Origin of the sequence: Thioalkalivibrio sp. ALgr1 (assembly GCF_000378285.1) — a bacterium.
GTDB lineage: Bacteria > Pseudomonadota > Gammaproteobacteria > Ectothiorhodospirales > Ectothiorhodospiraceae > Thioalkalivibrio.
Map to the genome: position 1 here is coordinate 48,777 of NZ_KB905136.1, position 21,295 is coordinate 70,071.

General features: G+C 66.0%; 18 protein-coding genes and 3 tRNA genes. 4 read left to right on the top strand and 17 right to left on the bottom strand.

The window, feature by feature from the left end:
- The first annotated feature begins 26 nt into the window (after positions 1-26).
- Complete coding sequence (locus F466_RS0111245; protein WP_012982971.1) at positions 27-2,147, top strand: EAL domain-containing protein; 2,121 nt, start codon at positions 27-29, stop codon at positions 2,145-2,147.
- A 36-nt stretch (positions 2,148-2,183) separates the two neighbouring features.
- Here the strand turns inward: F466_RS0111245 and F466_RS0111250 are convergent, their stop codons facing one another.
- The 13 genes from F466_RS0111250 to F466_RS0111310 all read right to left on the bottom strand — a co-directional run bounded on the left by F466_RS0111250 (position 2,184) and on the right by F466_RS0111310 (position 14,504).
- Entirely contained in the window at positions 2,184-4,712 is a 2,529-nt protein-coding gene (locus F466_RS0111250; RefSeq protein WP_018994145.1) for an EAL domain-containing protein, read from the bottom strand.
- Between the two features lie 133 nt (positions 4,713-4,845).
- A complete protein-coding gene (locus tag F466_RS0111255; protein WP_019592480.1) occupies positions 4,846-5,976 on the bottom strand; it encodes a glycerate kinase in 1,131 nt (376 codons plus the stop codon).
- 13 nt (positions 5,977-5,989) lie between these two features.
- The gene (locus F466_RS0111260; protein ID WP_018138533.1) at positions 5,990-7,351 is read right to left on the bottom strand and encodes a GntP family permease; all 1,362 of its coding nucleotides are present in this window, start codon (positions 7,349-7,351) and stop codon (positions 5,990-5,992) included.
- Positions 7,352-7,509: 158 nt separating this feature from the next.
- Positions 7,510-7,583: transfer RNA gene (locus F466_RS0111265), tRNA-Cys, on the bottom strand.
- A gap of 98 nt (positions 7,584-7,681) precedes the next feature.
- Positions 7,682-7,757: transfer RNA gene (locus tag F466_RS0111270), tRNA-Gly, on the bottom strand.
- A 74-nt stretch (positions 7,758-7,831) separates the two neighbouring features.
- A complete protein-coding gene (gene pgsA / locus F466_RS0111275) occupies positions 7,832-8,383 on the bottom strand; it encodes a CDP-diacylglycerol--glycerol-3-phosphate 3-phosphatidyltransferase (RefSeq protein ID WP_018138532.1) in 552 nt (183 codons plus the stop codon).
- 7 nt (positions 8,384-8,390) lie between these two features.
- Positions 8,391-10,220: an excinuclease ABC subunit UvrC gene (uvrC, locus tag F466_RS0111280; RefSeq protein ID WP_018994147.1), complete on the bottom strand. Its 1,830-nt coding sequence runs from the start codon at positions 10,218-10,220 to the stop codon at positions 8,391-8,393.
- 162 nt (positions 10,221-10,382) lie between these two features.
- The gene (locus F466_RS0111285; protein ID WP_018994148.1) at positions 10,383-11,021 is read right to left on the bottom strand and encodes a uracil-DNA glycosylase; all 639 of its coding nucleotides are present in this window, start codon (positions 11,019-11,021) and stop codon (positions 10,383-10,385) included.
- Positions 11,011-11,487, bottom strand: coding sequence for a CYTH domain-containing protein (locus tag F466_RS0111290; RefSeq protein ID WP_018138529.1), 477 nt, complete (start codon positions 11,485-11,487; stop codon positions 11,011-11,013). Before F466_RS0111290 ends, F466_RS0111285 begins: the two co-directional genes overlap by 11 nt.
- Positions 11,488-11,591: 104 nt before the next feature.
- On the bottom strand, positions 11,592-12,554 hold the full coding sequence (locus tag F466_RS0111295; RefSeq protein ID WP_018138528.1) for a beta-ketoacyl-ACP synthase III: 963 nt from the start codon (positions 12,552-12,554) through the stop codon (positions 11,592-11,594).
- Positions 12,551-13,579: a phosphate acyltransferase PlsX gene (gene plsX / locus F466_RS0111300; protein ID WP_018994149.1), complete on the bottom strand. Its 1,029-nt coding sequence runs from the start codon at positions 13,577-13,579 to the stop codon at positions 12,551-12,553. The genes F466_RS0111295 and plsX overlap by 4 nt, the downstream gene beginning before the upstream one ends.
- 99 nt (positions 13,580-13,678) lie before the next feature.
- A complete protein-coding gene (rpmF, locus tag F466_RS0111305) occupies positions 13,679-13,876 on the bottom strand; it encodes a 50S ribosomal protein L32 (protein ID WP_012982981.1) in 198 nt (65 codons plus the stop codon).
- A 106-nt stretch (positions 13,877-13,982) separates the two neighbouring features.
- Positions 13,983-14,504 (bottom strand): DUF177 domain-containing protein, encoded by a 522-nt coding sequence (locus F466_RS0111310; protein ID WP_026278827.1) that lies wholly within the window; start codon positions 14,502-14,504, stop codon positions 13,983-13,985.
- A 131-nt stretch (positions 14,505-14,635) separates the two neighbouring features.
- Here F466_RS0111310 and F466_RS0111315 point away from each other — a divergent pair, with 131 nt between their 5' ends.
- From F466_RS0111315 to F466_RS0111325, 3 genes are read left to right on the top strand one after another with little or no spacing between them, the layout of a single operon-like run.
- Complete coding sequence (locus F466_RS0111315) at positions 14,636-16,054, top strand: acetyl-CoA carboxylase biotin carboxylase subunit (protein WP_018994150.1); 1,419 nt, start codon at positions 14,636-14,638, stop codon at positions 16,052-16,054.
- Between the two features lie 34 nt (positions 16,055-16,088).
- Positions 16,089-17,921, top strand: coding sequence for a sodium-extruding oxaloacetate decarboxylase subunit alpha (oadA, locus tag F466_RS0111320; protein WP_018994151.1), 1,833 nt, complete (start codon positions 16,089-16,091; stop codon positions 17,919-17,921).
- Between the two features lie 5 nt (positions 17,922-17,926).
- A complete protein-coding gene (locus tag F466_RS0111325; protein ID WP_018994152.1) occupies positions 17,927-18,520 on the top strand; it encodes a nucleoside triphosphate pyrophosphatase in 594 nt (197 codons plus the stop codon).
- Here the strand turns inward: F466_RS0111325 and F466_RS0111330 are convergent, their stop codons facing one another.
- From F466_RS0111330 to F466_RS0111345, 4 genes are all read right to left on the bottom strand, one after another.
- Positions 18,521-18,895, bottom strand: a complete 375-nt coding sequence (locus tag F466_RS0111330) for a metalloregulator ArsR/SmtB family transcription factor (protein ID WP_018994153.1) — start codon at positions 18,893-18,895, stop codon at positions 18,521-18,523.
- 543 nt (positions 18,896-19,438) lie between these two features.
- A tRNA-Ser gene (locus tag F466_RS0111335) sits at positions 19,439-19,529 on the bottom strand.
- Between the two features lie 84 nt (positions 19,530-19,613).
- Complete coding sequence (gene csrA / locus F466_RS0111340) at positions 19,614-19,862, bottom strand: carbon storage regulator CsrA (RefSeq protein ID WP_012982990.1); 249 nt, start codon at positions 19,860-19,862, stop codon at positions 19,614-19,616.
- Positions 19,863-19,930: 68 nt separating this feature from the next.
- Complete coding sequence (locus tag F466_RS0111345; protein ID WP_018138521.1) at positions 19,931-21,175, bottom strand: aspartate kinase; 1,245 nt, start codon at positions 21,173-21,175, stop codon at positions 19,931-19,933.
- Between the last annotated feature and the right edge of the window lie 120 nt (positions 21,176-21,295).

Below are 21,295 nucleotides of genomic sequence, written 5' to 3' on the forward strand. Positions count from 1 at the left end.
ATGCGAGACCACGGCGGGAGCCGCACATGAACGAACCCGGCACACCACAGACCCCTCGCATCCTCGTCGTCGACGACGACCCGCGCCTTCTGGAAAGCGTGCGCCAGCTGCTGGAACTACAAACGTTCAACGTGGAAACCGCGCCGGGCGGCGGCAGCGCTATCGAGGCCCTGCGGCGGGATCCGCCCGATCTCCTGCTGCTCGATCTGTGCATGCCGGAACTGGGGGGGCGTGATGTCCTGCGCTTCATCCAGGCCGCCGGGCTCGCGGTCCCTGTGGTGGTCATCAGCGGCAACACCTCGGTGGACGATGTCGCCGGCGCCCTGCGCGACGGGGCCTCCGACTACCTGAAAAAGCCCTACCAGCCCGACGAGCTGCTGGCGACCGTCCGCAATGCCCTGCACAAAAAAGACCTGGAAGACGCCAATCGCCACATGCGGGCACGCCTGGAGCGTTCCGAGCGCCTGCACCGGCTGATCGTCAACAACTCGCCGGACATCGTGTTCATCCTGGACCGCGACGGTCGGTTTCGTTTCGTGAATTCGCGCGTCCACGAGTTGCTCGGCTATTCCCGTCAGGACCTGCTGGACACCCGTGTCCTGGATCTGGTCGAAACCGACGACCACGAGAAGGCGGAGTACTTCTTCGAGCAGGCCGGGCGCAGCCATGCCCACATCCGCTCCGTGGAGCTCGCGCTCAAGCCGCGGGAGATGGCCCGCACCCGGCGCTATTTCGAGGTCGCGGTCTGGCCGACGGCGGCCAGCGACGATACAGGCGAGACCCTGGTCTACGGGACTGCCCGCGACATCACCGACCGCAAAGAGTCAGAAGCCTTCATCAACTTTCAGGCCTACCACGACCTGCTTACGCGCCTGCCCAATCGTGCCCTGTTCCGCGACCGGGTCGATGTGGCCATCGCCCAGGCACAGCGCCAGGGTCACCCCCTGGCCGTGATGTTCATCGACCTCAACCGCTTCAAGGTCATCAACGATTCGCTGGGGCACACCATCGGCGACCGCCTGCTGCAGGCCGTCGCCCAGCGCCTGCTGGGCTGCATTCGCAAAGGGGATACGCTGTCGCGCTTCGGCGGCGACGAATTTACCCTGCTGCTCCCTCAGATCAGCCGCCAGGAGGCCGCGGTTGATGTAGCCGAAAAGATCCTCGAAAGCCTCAATGAACCGTTCCACCTGGGGGGCGACCACGAGTTGTATGTCGGGGCCAGCATCGGGATCGCGATCTACCCCGAGGGGGGCGACACGCTCGAGACCCTGATCCGGCATGCCGACATCGCGATGTACCGGGAAAAGAACACGGGCAAGAATGGCATCCGCCTGTTCGCACCGGAGATGCACGGCAACACGCCACACCGCCTGCAATTGGAGCAGGACCTGCGCAAGGCCCTGGAGCGCGAAGAGTTCCACATCCTCTACCAGCCGCAGGTCGATGGCGAGACAGGACAGCTCCTGGGCGTCGAGGCGTTGGTTCGCTGGAATCACCCCGATCGCGGCATGCTGGGCCCAGCCGAATTCATCCCGGTCGCCGAAGACACACGTCTGATCGTCGACCTCGATCGCGCGACCCTGCGCAACGCCCTCGGCGACATACGCAAAGCCCATCAACACGTACCCAACCTGCGCCTGGCTGTGAACCTGTCACCGGTACTGATCGAGCGCGACGACTTTGTCGACGGCGTACTGGGACTGCTGGTCGAGACCGGCTTCCCCGCAGAACTGCTGGAGATCGAGATCACCGAAAGCCTGTTGATGAGCGACACCCACGATACCGTGGCCAAACTCAACCGCCTGTGCGAAGCCGGCGTCCAGGTGGCAGTGGATGACTTCGGCACCGGTTATTCGTCGCTGAGCTATCTGCAGAAGCTGCCGGTCCACACCCTGAAGATTGATCGCAGCTTCACCCTCACCATCTGTACCGACGGGGAGGCCTGTATCGTTAACGCGATCGTATCGATGGCACGCGGCCTGCAGATGAACATCGTCGCGGAGGGCGTGGAGACCGCAGCCCAGCAGGAGTATCTGCGCCGCCTTGGCTGCCCGATGATGCAGGGCTTCCTGTTCGGGCACCCTTCCCCCCTCGCGGACCTGCTACAGGCGGAATCCGACTTCGGGCGTCGAACTGCCCGATCCTGAATCCGGTTTGCGGTCCCGTCCCGCCCTCGCAGCAGACTATGCGCCAATGCCTTGCAAGGCATTATCGGCCGGGGCCGGGCGGCCCAGCAGGTAGCCCTGCCCGAAACGGCAGCCCTCGCGTAGCAGGAACGCTTGCTGGCCCGCTTCTTCCACACCCTCGGCAATCAGGTCCAGCCCCAGTGCGTCCGCCAGGGCAATGATGGCGCGGATAATCGATTCGTTGTTGCGCGAGTGCCCGATATCGCGGACCAGTGACTGGTCGATCTTCAGCCGCCGCAGCGGCAAGCGACGCAGATGCGCCAGGTTGGAATAGCCCGCACCGAAGTCATCCATGGCCAGCGTCACGCCGAGCGTTTCCAGGCGGTGCAGCACGGCCAGCGCCCGCTCTGGCTGCTCCATCATCATGGTCTCGGTCAGTTCCAGCTCCAGCCGGTCGGGCTCCAGACCGTGGTGCTCCAGGATCTCCTGGATCGCCGCCACCAGAGTTTCGTCATGCAGCTCGCGCGCGGACAGGTTCACGGCCACGGTCGGCACGCCTCGGCCGTCCTGGTCCCAATGCGCCAGCTGGGCACAGGCCGCGTTCAACACCCAGCGATCAATGGCCTGGATCATCCCCGTCTCTTCCGCCAGCGGGATGAACTCCGCGGGGGACACCATTCCGCGCTGTGGATGACGCCAGCGCACCAGCGCCTCCATCCCCACCAGCCGGCCCGACTGCATCTCCAGCTGCGGCTGAAAGTAGAGCAGCAGCTCGTCGTTGGCGATGGCGCTACGCAGGTCGTTTTCCAGGAACAGACGATGTTCCGTCTGCGCCCCCATTCCGGGCTCGTAGACATGCCAGGTGTCCCCGCCAACGCTGCGCGAGGCCGCCATTGCGAGTTCCGCGGCGGTCAACAATTCGTCACGCGTGTTGCCATGTTCGGGGAACGTCGCCAGCCCGACGCTCGCCGTGGTGACCAGCGCACGCCCACCGATAGCGCAGGGTTCGCGCAAGGCTTCCAGCAGCTGCTCGAGGAAGGCCTCGGCGCCGCCATCCATCGGCGGGTTTTCGATAATCAGGCAGAACTCGTCTGCCCCCACGCGAGACACCGTATCCTGCGGCCCCAGTAACCCCCCAAGCCGTTCCGCAATACCTTCCAGCACGCGGTCGCCCGCCGACGTTCCCAGGGTTTCGTTAACATTGCGGAAACGATCCAGGTCGATCAGCACCACCCAGCGCGCAAGACCATCGGCCATCGCGCGTTCCAGGGTGTGTCCCAGCCGGTCGTGCAACAGCACGCGGTTCGGGAGGCCGGTACGCGCGTCGTAATGGGCCATCTGCCGCAGCGCTTCTTTCTGCTCCATGCTGGCGGTGAGATCCGTCCAGCTGCCGACCACCTCGGCCCCGCGCTGTCCCTGATTGCCGCCGGGAATGATCCGCATCTCGTCGCGGATATGGCGCAGCTTGCCCCAGCCGTCGAACAGGCGCAGTTCACGGACCATGTGGCGTTCCTCCTGCAAACGCCGGTTCTCGCGCATGGCCGTGGCCCGGTCCTCCGGATGGACTTGCTGCTCCCACCAGCCCGGCTGCAGCGCCACCCTGGAATTGAATCCAAACAGCCGCGCGAAGTTGCCACTCACCCAAAGCGGCTTGAAATCCAGCGCATTGAGTTGATAGAGCACGACCGGTCCACTCTCGAGCAGGTGTTCGAGACGCTGATTGGCCTCGCGCAGGGCACGTGTCTGCGCGCGCACGGTGCGTCGCAACCAGACCGCCATCAGCCCCAGGACGAGTGCGATCACGGCGGCGGACGCCAGCGCCGACCAGGCCCACGTCGGGATTTCCCCCTCCCCGAGGGGTGGTTCCAGTGCCTGCTCCATCGCGTGCTGATAGGGCGACCCCGCGTCGCCCTTCCAGCGCTGGAGGTAGGCGTCGATCACCTCCAGTCGGTCATCCTGCCGCCCAGGGGCAGCGGCGTAGTAAAGACCGACCTGGTCGAAGGTGACGGGGGTTTCCACCAGCATATGCTGGCGTGCATGACGCCGCGCATAGAAGTTGTTTGTGATCGCCACGTCGGCATCGCCCGACGCGACAGCAGCCAGCACGGATTCCATGTCGCCACGGGTCACAAGGGTCCAGTCCAGGCCGGTGTCCAGTGCGTACTCGCGCAGGTAGTCGTATTGAATCGATCCATCGAGCACCGCAAGGCGGAGGCCTTCCAGCGCTTCGATGCGATCCAGCCCCGAATCGATCGGCGCCAGCACCTGGCTCCATGCCTGAGCCACCGGGATCGAGTGAAACGCGAGGCTCTCGCGCCGCTCCGGCGTCAGCGCGACATCCGGCATCAGGTCGATCTCGCCCGCCTCCAGGGCCTCCAGACAGGCCGACCACTCGCACGAGACATACTCCAGCCGCCAGTGCTCGCGTCGCGCGATGGCGTCCAGCAACTCGACGAACACGCCCCCTGCCGCCCCATCGTCACCCGTGCCGACCTTGGGCACGTTCTCGTACAGCCCTATGCGCAGGGGATCATCCGCGCCGGCCCCGGCGGGCAGGCACAGGGACACCGCCAGCAGGACAGGCATGACCGCACGGCGCCATCGCGTCCATTTGCTCCTGGTTCTGGGTTTCCAATCAGGCACGACGCGCCCCTGTGCGTTCGGTACCGCATAGTGCCATGGATGGCCAGGCCACGGACCGCCCGTTGTTATCCGTTCGTTAGACCGATCGCGCCCCTCGCGCCTCCACCAGTGCGCGCGTACGCTCCATGATCCAGCGCCCGGGCTCGCCCATCGCCTGCTCCAGCGTGATCGTGCCATCACAAAGGGCGCGCGCGTCGGCGAGCCCCACCGCCTCGAGTTCCTCCGGGGTGGCATCGATCGAACCGGCCACGGCGACGACCGGCACACAGCAGCGCCGTGCCCGCCGAACCACCTCGGCCACGACCTTGCCATGCGCGGTCTGGCCGTCGACCTGCCCCTCACCCGTGATCACCAGATCGCTCCCGGCGATCGCCGCATCGAGATCGATCAGATCCGCCAGGTACACCGCCCCCATGCGTGACTGCCCGCGCAGGACACAGGCCAGTGCAAAGCCCAGTCCGCCGGCAGCCCCCGCCCCGGGCATGGCGCCCGGGCGGCGCAACTCCCCCGCCTCGTCAATCGCGCGTTCCAGCCGCTCCATGTAGGCATCCATGCGTGGCACGTCTTTCGTGGCCAGGCCCTTTTGCGGGCCGAACACCGCCGCAGCACCCCGGTTGCCCGTCAACGGGTTGTCGACATCGTTCAGCACCGTGATGCGGAGTCCCGCAAGCCGTGGCTCCAGACCAGAGAAATCGGCACTTTCCAGGTGCTCCAGCCGGTCCGGGACAGGATCCAGCTCGGCCCCTTCTCGGTCCCGAAAGCGGACCCCCAGTGCGTGCAGCATCCCGGCACCGCCATCCACCGTGCCGCTGCCCCCGAGGCCGATCAGCACATGCCGGGCACCGGCATCCAGGGCGGCAAGGATCAGCTGCCCCACGCCGCGGGTATCGAGCCTCCACGGATCGCGCTCGGCCTCGGGCACCAGGTCCAGCCCACAGGCCGAGGCGACATCAATCACCGCGCGTCGGGTGACGGCATCGCACCCCCAGCCCGCCGAGACATGCTGCCCACGCGGATCACGGACATCGGACAAATGCCAGGCCCAACCCATCGTATGGCTGACCAGTTCCGCCGTCCCTTCTCCTCCATCCGCCATCGGCAACGCCCGGATGCGGGTGGATGGACTCGCGGCATGTACACCGCGAGCCATCGCCTGGGCCACGTCTGCCGCATCCAGACTGCCCTTGAAGCTGTCCGGACACAGCACGACCCGCCTCAGCTCAGACAAAGACGAGCCCCAGCAGGTAGATCACGATCATCGCGCTCACACCCTGCAACAGCGTGGCGGTCGTATAGGCCTTGTAGGCGGTCGACACCTTCATGCGGCTGAACTGGGTCACCACCCAGAAGAAGCTGTCGTTCGCGTGGGAGACAGTCATAGCGCCGGCACCGACAGCCATCACCGCCAGCACCATGCCCATGTCGGAGTCCAGGCCCAGCGAGGGCAGCAGTGGTGCCACCATGCTCGAGGCGGCCACCAGCGCAACCGTCGACGAACCCTGGGCCGACTTCAGCGCAGCCGCGAGCAGGAACGGCACCAACAGCCCCAGTCCAAGACCGGTCAGCATGTCGCCGAGCTGGTCACCAATCGGGGTCTCCTGCAGCACGGAGCCAAACGCGCCGCCGGCCCCAGTGATCAGCAGGATCGGCGCCGCGAGCAGGACCGCATCGACCGTCATCTGGTGGAAACGCCCGCGTTTGTCACCACCCTTCACCAGCAGCAGGGCGAACACCACGCCAATCGCCAAGGCGACCACCGGCTGGCCGAGGAAGATCAGCCCCTCCGCGAACATGCCGGGATCGGCATCGCGCGTGGCCAGCGACGCGATCGAACCGATGGAGATCAGTACAATCGGCGCCAGGATCGGCATGAATGCCGCCAGGGTGGACGGGCGATGGGCCAGATCGGGCTCCGGCTTCTTCACCTCCTGGCCAGTCGCCTCCTCGATCGGGTCTGGCTCGAGCAGTTCGTCGTCGTTCGCGTGGGTATAGCGGCTCGCCCAGAGCCAGCCCACTGCCGCCGCCACGGCGGCCACCAACAGGCCGAACAGGATCACCAGCCCTAGCGCATCGGCGATGCCGATGTTGCTGGCCGCGGCGATCGGACCCGGGGTCGGCGGGACGAAGTTATGCGTGGCGAACAGACCCGTCGCCAGTGCCACACTCATCGCCACCAGGGACACGCCCGCCTTCTTCGCCAGCGCGTTCTTCAGGGAGTTCAGGATTACGTAGCCGGAGTCGCAGAACACCGGGATGGACACGATGTAGCCGATGATCGTGGCCGTAAGGTTCGGGAATCGATCCGACAACGCCCGAATGATCGCCTCCGCCATCACGATCGCCGCCCCGGTGCGATCCAGGATCACCCCGATGATCGTACCCAGCGCGATCACGATCCCGATATAGCCGAGCGTACCGCCGAAGCCGTCGTTGATGACGCTGATCGCCTCTTTCGGGGCAATACCTCCGATCAGTGCCATCACGAAGGCCGCCAGCAACAGGGCAAGGAAGGGGTGGACTCGCAGCTTCACGGTGGCAAACACCAGTGCCGCCACGACGATAATCAGGCCAACAATCAGCATCTCGCGTCCCCGTCTTGTTGTGGTTATCGAGTTAAGAGCATAGACCCTGTAACCCTTATTGGGACGAGAATTTCCATACTGATTTCGATCCGCGCTGGCACGCCATACCGACAAAAGAAAAGGCCGCCCGAAGGCGGCCCTGGCGCGAAGCGCGATGATGGAGGCTGGGGTCGGAATCGAACCGGCGTACACGGATTTGCAGTCCGCTGCATAACCACTCTGCCACCCAGCCTGTATCGGGTGGGTCCCGGTCCGCATGATGCCCGCGTGATGCGACAGGCGGCGGCCGAAACAGAAAACCCCGGCCGAACCGGGGTTTCAGGAATCTGTTGGAGCGGGAAACGAGATTCGAACTCGCGACCCCAACCTTGGCAAGGTTGTGCTCTACCAGCTGAGCTATTCCCGCTCTTCGTTAACGGCGCGTATTCTACCGCACCGGGGGCGAACGTCAATACCCCGCCGGTGTTTCCGTGCGGCCAATCAGCGCCCGCGCGCAGCCGCCAGCATGTACTGCACCATCGAGACCAGCGTCAGGATGGCCGCCAGATACAGCAGCCATTCACCGATCGCGAAAATCGGCAGCCCGGCGACCGGCTCCGCCCACAGCAGGAGGAAGATCGCCACCATCTGGGCGGTGGTCTTGACCTTGCCGACCCAGGATACGGCCACCTTCGCGCTGGCGCCGACCTCGGCCATCCATTCGCGCAAGGCCGAGATCGCGATCTCGCGCCCGATAATGACGACCGCCGCCAGCGCCAGGCCCACGCCCGGGTTGTGATCCACGACCAGGACCAGCGCGGCGGCCACGATCAACTTGTCCGCCACCGGGTCGAGGAACGCACCGAAGCGGCTGGTCACCTCCCAGCGCCGGGCCAGGTAGCCGTCCGCCCAGTCGGTGATCGCGGCGAGCGCAAAGACGATCGCCGCGACGATGCCGGCCGTGGGCATCGGCAGCGCGTAGAACACGACGATCAGCAGCGGGATCATGACGATCCGCGACCAGGTCAGCCAGTTGGGGAGTTCACGGATCATCTGCTGGTCAGCCCTCGTGAAACTGGTCGTAAATCGCCTGCGCGAGCCGCCGGTGGATGCCCGGCACCTTGGTCAGCTCGTCGACGCCGGCCCGGGCCACTCCGCGCAGCCCCCCGAAGTGGCGCAGCAACGCGCTGCGGCGCTTCGGCCCCAGCCCCGGGATCGACTCCAGGGTCGATTCCTTGCGCGCCTTGGCACGGCGCGCACGGTGCCCAGTGATCGCGAATCGGTGCGCCTCGTCGCGAATCTGCTGGATCAGGTGCAGCGCACCCGAGTGCGCGGGGAGTATAGAGGGGGCCTCCACCTCGCTCAATATCAGAGTTTCCATACCCGGCCGGCGTTCCTCGCCCTTGGCGACGCCGATCACGCGGATGTGATCCAGCCCGAGGTCCGCCAGCGCATTGAGCGCCTGCGTAACCTGCCCCTTGCCACCATCGATGAACAGGATGTCCGGCTCCTGCCCTTCCCCCTTCTTCAGCCGCGCGAAGCGCCGGCTCAGGGCCTGATGCATCGCGGCGTAATCGTCGCCGGGCTCGATGCCGTCGATGTTGAACCGCCGGTAGTCGGACTTGATCGGCCCCTCGGGCCCAAACACCACACAAGAAGCGACCGTGCGCTCGCCGCCGGTGTGCGAGATGTCGAAGCACTCCATGCGCTTCGGGGGATTCTCCAGATTCAGTTCGGCGGTGAGGGCGTCCAGGCGCGCGGTCTGTCCGGCCTGACTGGCAATGCGGGTCTTCAGCGCCAGTTCGGCATTGCGCCGCGCCATATCCAGCCAGCGCGCCCGATCCCCGCGCAGCGACCAGGCGACCTGGACCTTGCGGCCCCCGCGGCGCTCCATCAGGAAGGCCTCCAGCGCCGGCGCGCCTTCCGGCTCGTGCGACAGCAGCACGCGCGCCGGCGGTTCGCGTTCGGCGTAGTACTGCGCCAGCACCGCCGCCATGATCTCCCCGGTGTCAGTGGCCTCCGGCACGTTCGGGAACAGCTCGCGGTTGCCCAGGTTCTGTCCGCCGCGCACGAAGAAGATCTCCACGGCCACCGCGCCCGCCTCCTGCGCCAGCGCAATCACGTCGGCATCGCCCTCGCCGCCGGAGACAAACTGCTGCTCGGAGATCTGGCGCAGCCGCGCGATCTGGTCCCGCAGCCGGGCCGCATGCTCGAAGTCGAGACGCTCGGAGGCCGCCTCCATGCGCTGCATCAGATCGGCGATCACCACCTCGCTCTTGCCCTGCAGGAACTGCACGGAAGACTCGACGTCGCGGGCATACTCCTCGGGCGTGATGTAGCCCACGCAGGGTGCCGTACAGCGCCCGATCTGATACTGCAGGCAGGGCCGGGAGCGGTGCGCGAACACGCTGTCCTCGCACTGACGCACCTGAAACAGCTTCTGCAGCAGCGCCAGGCTCTCGCGCACCGCCCCGGCCGACGGGTACGGACCGAAATAGCGCACGCCCTTCTTTTTCGCGCCCCGGTGAAAACCCAGACGCGGGTACTCCTGACCGGACACGAAGATGTAGGGGTAGCTTTTGTCGTCGCGCAGCAGCACGTTGTAGCGCGGCCGGTGGCGCTTGATCAGGTTGGCCTCGAGCAGCAGGGCCTCGGCCTCGGTGTGCGTGACCGCGACGCGGATGTCCGCGATCTGGCGCACCATCGACCGGATCCGCGGCCCGCGATCATCCGAACCGCGAAAGTAGCTGGCCACACGGCTCCTGAGATTGCGCGCCTTGCCGACGTACAGCACGCCGCCGCTGGCATCCAGCATCTGATAGACGCCGGGCGACTGCGTCAGCGTCTTCAGGAAGGCCTTGGAATCGAAACTGGTGTCGGAGGCACTCATGACAGCTTCAGGATACCGGAACGGCCAAGGGAGTCGGCCAAACCTGCAGGGCAACTGGGCGTGAGAGATGTCAGCAGAGGGCGTTCAATGCCCTTCGCACGTTGGTACCTCGACACCTTTGGGCCCCACGCCATCGCGAGCAGCCGGACCAAACAGGCTTTTCTACTCGAGGTGGGTACGGATGCGGGCGAAGAGTTCGCCGAACATGGCCGGGGTGAGGCGGCGGGTCTGGGTGTTGTAGCGGGAGCAGTGGTAGGAGTCGATCAGCCGCATGCCATCCAGTGCATGCTCGGCGCCGTGGGCAAAGCGCAGGCTGGACAGCGGCAGGCCGCAGGCCCGCAGCACCGCGTCATGGGCGATCTTGCCCAGCGCCAGGATCACCCGGGGCTGCATCGCGTCCATCTCCGCGGCCAGGAAACCGTTGCAGGTGCGGATCTCCTCGGTGGTGGGCTTGTTCTGCGGCGGCAGGCACTTCACCGCATTCGTGATGCGGCAGTCCAGCAACTGCAGCCCGTCGTCCGCGCGCACGCTCTCGGGGCCGGTCGCAAAGCCGTACTGGTGCAGGGTCTCGTAGAGCAGCACCCCGGCGTAGTCCCCGGTGAAGGGCCGCCCCGTCGCGTTGGCCCCGTGCATCCCCGGGGCGAGTCCAACGATCAGCAGGCGGGCATCCAGCGGCCCAAACGAGGGCACCGGAGCGGCATGGTAGTCCGGGTGCTTCGCCCGCACGTCTTCCAGAAAACCGGCCAGGCGCGGGCAGCGCCGGCAGTCCGGATCGAACACGGGAAAGGAATCAGCTTGCATCGGGCCAGTCGCGGTAGGGGTTCCGGGCCAGCTCGGTGTTGTAGTAGCGCGGGTCATGCGAGACCTCCTCGCCCAGCCATTCGGGGCGCGGGAAGTCGGCATCGCTCGCGGGCAATTCCAGCTCGGCGACGATCAGGCCGGCATTGGCGCCCTCGAACACGTCGATCTCGTATTCCCAGCCGTCCACATCCACCCAGTAGCGCGTCTTCTCGACCTGCGGACCCGCGAGGGTGTCGAGAAGGCGATGGGCCTCTTCGACCGGGATCGCGTACTGGTACTCGTCGCGCTCGACCCCCAGGGTCGCGCTCTTGATGTTCAGGTTCGCGCCCTCCTCGTCCACGCGCACGCGGATCGAGGCGCGATCATTGCCGCACAGATAGCCCTGGCGCATGCGCTGCGAGCGCACCACGGCCTCGCGCCAGGTATCACTGGCCAGCAGAAACTTGCGTTCGATCTCGCGACCCATGTCGTCGACTCCCGTCTTTCGGCGAACCGCTTCGTATCAGGCTTTGGCAGGGGCTTCGCCTGCAAGCAGGCTCCCACAGGAATGGAATCGCGAAGCGGCGCGCGCTACATCCGGATCAGCGCGGAGCCCCAGGTAAAGCCGCCGCCAAAGGCCTCAGTCAGGATCAGGTCGCCCTTCTTGATACGCCCGTCGCGCACGGCGGTATCCAGCGCCAGCGGAATCGACGCGGCGGAGGTGTTGCCGTGCCGGTCGACCGTGACCACGACGTTATCCATGGACATGTTCAGCTTCTTGGCCGTGGCCTGGATGATGCGGATGTTGGCCTGGTGCGGGACCAGCCAGTCCAGCTCGGACTTCTCGATCCCGTTGTATTCCAGTGTCTCGTCGACGATCTGGTCCAGGGTGTTGACCGCGACCCGGAAGACCGCGCGGCCTTCCATGCGGATAAACTCGAGATCCGGGTTGTCGCCGGGCTGCGAGACCCCGCCCGGGACCTCCAGCAGGCCCTTGTGGTGGCCATCCGCGTGCAGGTGGGTGGAGATGATGCCCGGGTCCGGCGAGCGCGACAGCACCACCGCGCCCGCGCCATCGCCCCACAGGATGCAGTTGCCGCGGTCGGTGTAGTCGGTGATGCGCGAGAGCGTCTCGGCCCCGACGACCAGCACATGCCGGATCTCGTCGCTCTGCATGAAGCGATCGGCCGTGGCGAGTGCATAGACAAAACCGGAACACACCGCCTGCACGTCGAATGCCGGACAGCCGCCGATACCCAGCTTCGCCTGCAGGATGCAGGCGGTACTGGGGAAAATCTGGTCCGGGGTCGTGGTGGCGACGATGATCAGGTCCAGGTCGGCGGGACGGATGCCCGCGGCATCCAGCGCACGCTCGGCGGCCTTCAGCGCCAGGTCGGAGGTCACCTGGTTTTCGGCCACGATGTGGCGCTCGCGAATCCCGGTGCGCTCCTGAATCCACGCATCCGAGGTATCCACCATGGCCTCGAGATCGGCGTTGGTCAGGATCCGCTCGGGCAGGTAGCTCCCGGTCCCGCTGATGCGTGCATGCTTCACTGCGCGTGCTCCTGCCCCAGTAGCTGACCCAGCTGCTTGTCGATGCGGCTGGAGATGTTCGCCTCCGCCTCGACCCGGGCGATGCGGATCGCGTATTCGAATGCCAGCGCATCGGCACTGCCGTGGCTCTTGATCACCACGCCCTGCAACCCCAGCAGCGAGGCCCCGTTATAGCGTCGGTGGTCAAAGCGGTGGCGCAACCGGCGCAGCACGGGCAGGGCAAACAATCCGGCCAGACGCGAGTACAGCGAGGCACGGAATTCGGCCTTCATGTTCGTCGAGATCATCTTGGCCACGCCCTCGCTGACCTTCAGCGCGACGTTGCCGACAAAGCCGTCGCAGACGACCACATCGACATCACTGCAGTAGACGTCGTTGCCCTCGACGAAGCCGACATAGTTCAGACTGGATTCCTCCAGCATGCGCCCGGCCTCGCGTACCCGATCGTTACCCTTGATGGCCTCCGACCCGATATTGAGCAGTCCCACCTTGGGGGCCTCGAGCCCGTCCACCGCATTCGCCAGCACCGAGCCCATCACCGCGAACTGGTACAGGTGTGCCGCCTCGACGTCCACGTTGGCGCCAAGATCCAGCATGTGGGTATGGCCGTAAAGCGACGGCAGCGCGGTCGCGATCGCCGGACGATCGATCCCCGGCAGGGTCTTCAGCACATAGCGCGCAGTGGCCATCAGCCCGCCGGTGTTACCGGCGGACACACAGGCCTGGGCCGTGCCTTTCTTGACCTGATCGATGGCGACCCGCATCGAGGAATCGCGCTTGGTGCGCAGGGCGACGGCCGGCGACTCCTCCATGCCGACTACCTGGCTGGCATGCACGATTTCCACACGGTCGCGCTCGGCAGGCGTCCAGTCGGCAAGACCGGACTCGATCGTCGCCTCGTCCCCCACCAGCAGCAGGCGGAAGTCGTCCGCCACCTTCAGCGAACGGCGGGCGGCCGGCAATACCACGGGGGCCCCATGGTCGCCACCCATCACGTCCAGGGCGATGGTGAATTCTCGGCTCATGCGCGCGCCCGCGAGACACCCAACGACCGGGCCCGATTAAACGCGGAAAGGCCACGGTGCAGCCGCAGCCGTGGCCCCAGCAAGGTCATCACGCCGAGCTTAGTCTTCGTCGTCTTCGACTTCGACGTCCTGCTGGATCACCTGACGACCACGGTAGAACCCGTCCGGGGTCACGTGATGCCGGCGATGGACCTCTCCGGTGGTCGGATCGGTGGACAGGGTCGCGCCCTTCAGCCCGTCGTGGGAACGGCGCATATCGCGCTTGGAACGGGTCTTGCGGCGTTGTTGCACAGCCATGATGAATCTCCAGATTAATCAAATCCCGCCTGTGCGGGGTTAGCCCGAATCAAAAACGGGCGCAAGTATAGCGTTTCGAGCCGGGCGGCGCCCTGCTCCGCCCGGCCTACCGATCCTCGCCGTCGCTCGAACTGCCCTTTAGCTGCTCGAGCACCGCAAACGGGTTGTCCTCGCGCTGCCCGGGAACAAACTCGGGTTCCACTGCGGGCTCGCAGTCCACGTGGCGCGGCACCAGCGGCCAGGCCAGCAGCACCTCGTCCTCGGCCCAGACCGCCGGGTGCAGCCGTCCGTCGTCCTCGAGTTCGAGGATGTCCTCGTCCGCGCCCAGGCCTTCTACGGAGCCGCCCGCCGGCAGGATCACCGCATCGGTCTCCAGCCGGAATTCCCAGGCCATCGGCTGCAGGCAGCGCTGGCAGGTCTGCCAGAGCTCGCCGGTGATCACACCGGCCAGCCGCACCTCGTCCAGCGCACCGCGCTCCAGCCCGAAACGGACATGGACTCGCAGCGGGTGCTCGGCCAGCGCCTCGTCCCGCAGGCGCGGCAGGTCCTCCGCAGACAAATCGCCTTCGAATTCCTGGTGCCGGGCCCGTGGCTGCCACGGGTCGAGAGATACGGGAATACGACTCATAGAACACTCAAATACAAGGGCGCGGAATATACGCGCGAGAGGGCCGTTCTGTCAAAGCGAAACAGAAACTTGCAGGCCTTCGACTGCATGCCGATACTCGGGCTTTCACTGACCTTCCCAAGGCCTTCCGTTTGATCCGCAAGCTGCTCATAGCCAACCGGGGCGAGATCGCCGTACGCCTGATCCGGGCCTGCGCGGAGATGGGGATTACCTCGGTCGCGGTGCATACCGACGCCGACCGCCACGCCCTGCACGTTAAAAAGGCGGACGAGGCCTACGCGATCGGCCCCGACAGCATGGGTGGCTACCTGAGCATCCACCGGCTGCTCAGTGTGGCCCGCGCGGCCGGATGCGACGCCGTACACCCGGGATACGGCTTTCTCTCGGAGAACGCGGATTTCGCCGCGGCCTGCGACGCGCGCGGGCTCACCTGGGTCGGCCCGGACGCCAGCGTCATCCGCCGCATGGGCGACAAGGTGGCCGCGCGAAAGGCAATGATCGAGGCCGGGGTCCCGGTCACCCCAGGGTCGGAGGGCAACCTGGAAACCCTGGAGGCCGCACTGGAGGCCGCCGAGGCCATCGGCTATCCGGTGATGCTCAAAGCGACCAGTGGCGGCGGCGGGCGTGGCATTCGCCTGTGCGACGACGCGGACGCCCTGCGGCGCAACTTCGACCGCGTGCGTTCGGAGGCGACCCGTGCGTTCGGCAGCACCGAGATCTTCCTGGAAAAGGCCGTGGTCAACCCGCGCCACATCGAGGTACAGATCCTCGCGGATACGCAGGGCAATGCCGTGCACCTGTACGAGCGCGACTGCTCCGTGCAGCGGCGCCACCAGAAACTGGTGGAGATCGCCCCCTCGCCGCAGTTGAGCGAGGCCCAGCGCGAGCACCTGGGCACACTGGCCGTTACCGCCGCCCAGGCCGTCGGCTACCAGAACGCCGGTACCGTCGAGTTCCTGATGGACGGCGATGACACGTTTTATTTCATGGAGATGAATACGCGCCTGCAGGTCGAGCATCCGGTGACCGAGATGATCACCGGCGTGGACATCGTGCAGGAGCAGTTGCGCATCGCCAGTGGCGACCCCCTGCGTTACGACCAGTCGCAGATCACGCGGCGCGGCTTCGCCATGGAGTTCCGCATCAACGCGGAAGACCCGACCAACGACTTCCTGCCAAGCTTCGGTCGCATCACGCGCTACTTCGCCCCCGGTGGCCCGGGCGTGCGCACCGACGGCGCGATCTACACCGGCTACGAGATCCCGCCCCACTACGATTCGATGTGCGCCAAGCTGATCTGCTGGGCGCTGGAGTGGGACGACCTGCTGGCGCGCAGCAACCGGGCCCTGCGCGACATGGGCGTGTTCGGGGTCAAGACCACCATCCCGTATCACCTGGCGATCGTGAACCACCCGGATTTTCGCCGCGCGGATTTCAATACCGGCTTCATCGCCGAGCACCCAGAACTGACCGAGCTACCGGCCAAGCGCTCCGACCGCCAGCTGGCCGTCGCAATCGCCGCCGCAATCGCCGCCCACCACGGGCTTTAGGGAAACACTGCCCCGCCCGAACACCGGACTAGCCATGGATCGAGTTCACATTACGGATGTCACCCTGCGCGACGGCCACCAGAGCCTGATCGCCACGCGCATGCGCACCGAGGACATGCTGCCGATCTGCGAGCAGATGGACGCGATCGGCTTTCACTCCCTCGAGGCCTGGGGCGGGGCCACGTTCGACGCCTGCGTGCGCTTTCTCAAGGAAGACCCGTGGGAACGCCTGCACCAGCTCAAGGCCGCGCTGCCCAACACGCCGCTGCAGATGCTGCTGCGCGGGCAGAACCTGCTCGGTTACCGCCACTATGCCGATGATGTCGTGCGCGCCTTTGTTGAACGGTCCGTGGCCGGCGGCATCGACATCATCCGCATCTTCGATGCGATGAACGATGCCCGGAACCTGCGCACGGCGATCGAGGCCACGCGCGAGGCCGGTGGTCATGCCCAGGGCACGCTGTGCTACACCACCGGGCCGGTACACTCCGCCGCCCAGTTCGTCGCCCTCGCCCGCGAGCTGGTGGCAATGGGGGCGCAGAGCATCGCGATCAAGGACATGGCCGGGCTGCTGACCCCGACGGCCACCCGCGAACTGGTGACCGAGCTGGTCGACGCGCTGGATGTCCCGATCCACCTGCATGCGCATGCCACCTCGGGTCTGTCCGAGCTGTGTCACTGGCAGGCGATCGAGGCCGGCTGCCGCCACATCGAGACGGCGATCTCCGCTTTTGCCGGGGGCACCAGCCACCCCCCCACGGAGAGCCTGGTTGCGGCCTTGTCCGGCACCAAGCACGACACAGGGCTGGACCTCGTGGCCCTGCAGAAGATCGGCCTGTATTTCCACGAGGTGCGCAAGAAGTACCAGCGCTTCGAGAGCGAATACACCGGCGTCGACACCCGCGTGCAGGTGAACCAGGTCCCGGGCGGCATGATCTCCAACCTCGCCAACCAGCTGCGCGACCAGAACGCGCTGGATCGCTTTGATGCCGTGCTGGAGGAGATCCCGCGCGTGCGCGAGGATCTCGGCTACCCGCCCCTGGTCACGCCGACCTCGCAGATCGTCGGGACCCAGGCGGTGATGAACGTCCTCGCCGGGGAGCGCTACAAGACCATCACCAACGAGGTGAAGCAGTACCTGACCGGGCACTACGGCCGCGCACCGGGTCCGATCAATCGCGTGATCCAGCGCAAGGCGATCGGCAACGCCGAGGTCATCGACGTGCGCCCGGCGGACCTGCTGAAGCCGGAGATGGACCATCTGACCCGGGAGATCGGGGACCTCGCGCAGGGGCCGGAGGACGTACTGACCTTCGCGCTGTTTCCCGAGGTGGGACGTTCCTTCCTCGAGCAGCGCCGCGACGGGACACTGGAACCGGAACCATTGAACCTGCCCGAGAACACCCAGGCGGGCTGCCCGGCGCCGGTCGAGTTCAACGTCACTTTCCACGGGGAGTCGTACCATATCCGCGTGAATGGCAGCGGCCACCACCGCGAGGACACGCGGCCGATGTACGTCACCATCGACGGCATGCCGGAAGAGGTCCTGATCGAGACGCTCGACACCATCGACACCGCCGGCGGCGGTAGCGGTGGCGCCGAGTCGCCGCGCACGGGCAAGAAATCCCGCCGCGCCACCCGCCCGGGGGATGTCACCACGTCCATGCCGGGCACGATCATCGACGTCCTGGTGGCCGAGGGCGACACCGTGGAGGCCGGCCAGCCGGTGCTGGTGCTCGAGGCGATGAAGATGGAGTCCGAGATCGCCGCGCCCATCGCCGGCACCGTGCGCGCGGTAAACGTGGCCAAGGGTGCGGCCGCCAACCCGGACGATGCCCTGATCGAGATCGACAGCCCGGATGCGTAAGCCCCATGCGTGAAATCGTCCTCGCCTCGACCTCGCCCTATCGCGCCCAGCTGTTGCAGCGCCTGCATCTGCCGTTCGCGACGGCCGCCCCGCAGGTCGACGAGACGCGGCTCCCGGACGAAGACGCGGCGGCCCTCGTGCAGCGCCTCGCCGAGGCCAAGGCCCGAGCAGTCGCTGGGACCCACCCGGGCGCATTGATCATTGGTTCCGACCAGAGCGCCAGCCATCAGGGCCACATCCTCGGCAAGCCGGGCGATCCCGAGCGCGCCCGCGAACAGCTGGCCTCGCTGTCCGGCGGCACGGTCACCTTTCACACCGGGCTGTGCCTGTTGGATGCCTCCAGCGGCGAGGCGCAGGTGGAGGACGTGGAATACGTCGTCAGCTTCCGCCGGCTGTCGGACGCGGAGATTCGGGCCTATGTCGCGCTGGACAATCCCGTGGACTGCGCCGGAAGTTTCAAGTCGGAAGGCCTGGGCGTCAGCCTGTTCGAGCGCATGGAGGGTTCGGACCCTACCGCCCTGGTGGGTCTGCCGCTGATCCGCCTGTGTCACTGGTTGCGGGAAGCCGGCATTGCCATGCCTCCCACCGAGGAGCGCTGATCAGGTCTCCGACGTGCGCCGGGAAACCGGGAGCCCCAGATCGGCATCGCGCCACATCGCCTGCAGGCGCGCATGATCCTCGCGCAGCGTGCCATCGACGCGCGAAGCCTGGGCCGTCGACGCCAGCACCTCGCGGGCCCACCCCGGCAATTGCGGATGCAGCCGGTAGTAGATCCAGTTGCTTTCGCGCCGGGTCGTCACCACGCCCTGCTGACGCAGCGCGGCCAGATGACGCGAGACCTTCGGCTGCGAGATTTCCAGCGCAGTCATCAACTCGCACACACAGAGCTCGCGCTCCAGGTGAATCAGCAGCAACGAACGCAAGCGGGTGTCGTCCGCCAGCAGGCTGAACAGGACAGTGGGGGTCAGAGACATAGGAAATCCGCTTTGGCCGATCCGGCCTTTATAAGTCGACCATTTCGCACAAGTTTAGCACGCTCGGGAGCGTGGAACCCCCAATGCGTGCAGGCATTCAGCAAAACCGTCAGCGATGGGCTTGGCGGTACACGCTGTCACTGAGCCCGGAAAACGCCTTCCAGCGCGCCGACTATCGTCATTCCGCCCCTTAGAGCCCCCAACCAATACGCCTCGCCCTTCGGGCCGTCACCTGCGGTGACGTTCGGGTACCGCTGCGCCTCACCCGTCGAACCATCATTTTCGATATCTCGGGTTCGAATCCCGATACCGCGGGGGCCAGCTGTGCGAAAGGGGCCACTTGGGGCCCCTTTCTGGATCTGGCGAAGAGTGAGGATTACTCGGCGCGACGCGCGCCTCGCCCTTCGGGCCGTCGCCTGCGGCGACGTTCGGGTGCCGCTACGCGTCACCCGTCGAACCATCATTTTCGATATCTCGGGTTCGAATCCCGATACCTCGGGGGCCAGACGTGCGAAAGGGGCCACTCGGGCCCCTTTCTGGATCTGGCGGAGAGTGAGGGATTCGAACCCTCGATGGGCTTTTGACCCATACTCCCTTAGCAGGGGAGCGCCTTCGACCACTCGGCCAACTCTCCGGAATGCGCGGCACAGGATACGGACTTGTGCCCATAAAGAAAAGGCCCGGCGGCCACTGGGGCCGCCGGGCCTGGCAACCTCTGTCAGTCGTCGCGCGAGGAAGCGGCCACGCTCCCCCCCGGGGCGGACCCACCGCCGGACGAACCCTGATCGTCGCCCGCTACGTTGGATTCGCGCTGGATGCGCTGGAAAATCTCCTCGCGGTGGACAGCAACGTCCTGAGGCGCGTTGATCCCGATACGAACCTGATTGCCCTTGACCCCCAGGACGGTGACGGAAACGTCCTCGCCGATCATGAGGGTCTCGCCCACACGTCGAGTCAAAATGAGCATGCTCTTCTCCGCAGTGCCTGTGTCGGACGCAGTCGGTCGTCCGGTAACCGTTTTACGGTCTGTCATCCTTAACCGTCCTCCTGTTGACCGACAGGTTCCTGCTCAAGTTCAAAGGCATCGTGCAGAGCGCGTACTGCAAGTTCGAGGTACTTCTCATCCACGACCACCGAGATCTTGATCTCGGAGGTCGAAATCATCCGAATGTTGATCGTCTCACGCGAGAGCGCCTCAAACATCTTGCTGGCAATCCCCGCGTGCGAGCGCATACCGACGCCGACCACCGAGATCTTCACGATGTGGGTGTCCCCGGAGACCTCACGCGCACTCAGCGCCCTGCAGGCATCCTGCAGAATCGCCAGCGCCTTGTCGTAGTCGTTGCGATGAACCGTAAAGGTGAAGTCGGTGGTCTGATCCGCGCCCACGTTCTGCACGATCATGTCCACCTCGATGTTGGCGTCCGCGATCGGGCCGAGGATGCGATGCGCGACCCCCGGTTGATCGGGGACGCCCTGAACCGTCAGCTGGGCCTCGTTCTGATTGAACGCGATACCCGCAACCAGCGCCTGTTCCACCTGCGCATCCTCCTCCGTGGTAATCAGGGTCCCCGGTCCTTCCTCGAACGAGGACAGCACTCTGAGAGGGACGTTGTACTTGCCCGCAAATTCCACCGCGCGGATCTGCAGCACCTTGGACCCGAGGCTCGCCATCTCCAGCATCTCCTCGAAGGTGATGCTGTGCAGGCGTCGCGCATTCGGCACCAGGCGCGGGTCGGTGGTGTACACACCATCGACATCCGTATAAATCCGGCACTCGTCGGCCTTCAGCGCGGCCGCGAGCGCGACCGCCGTGGTATCCGATCCGCCGCGGCCCAGCGTGGTGATCGCGCCGTGCTCGTCCACGCCCTGGAAACCGGCCACAACGACGATACGGCCGGCCTCCAGATCCGCGCGCACACGGGCATCGTCAATACTGCGGATACGCGCCTTGTTATGCGCGCTGTCGGTGCGAATCGTGACCTGGGCGCCGGTATAGGATCGCGCCGGGCAACCATGCGCCTCCAGCGCCATCGACAGGAGGGCAATCGTCACCTGCTCGCCGGTGGATAGGAGTACATCCAGCTCGCGGCCATCGGCCCGCGGGTTCAGCGCATGCGCGAGCCCCAGCAGACGATCCGTCTCGCCACTCATCGCGGAGACGACGATCACCACCTGGTGGCCCTCCTCGCGCAGCTTCAGCGCCCGCTCCGCGACCGCCTGGATGCGCTCGGTGGTGCCCACCGAGGTGCCCCCGAATTTCAGTACCAGCAACGCCATTGCACGATTCCATTCACCGCCACCCGGAAAGGCGGCGCATTAAACATCATTCAGTTCTTCATTGCGAGAACCCACGGGCACGCGCGTAAAGCGCCCCGAGGGTGGCGGACAGACATCCCC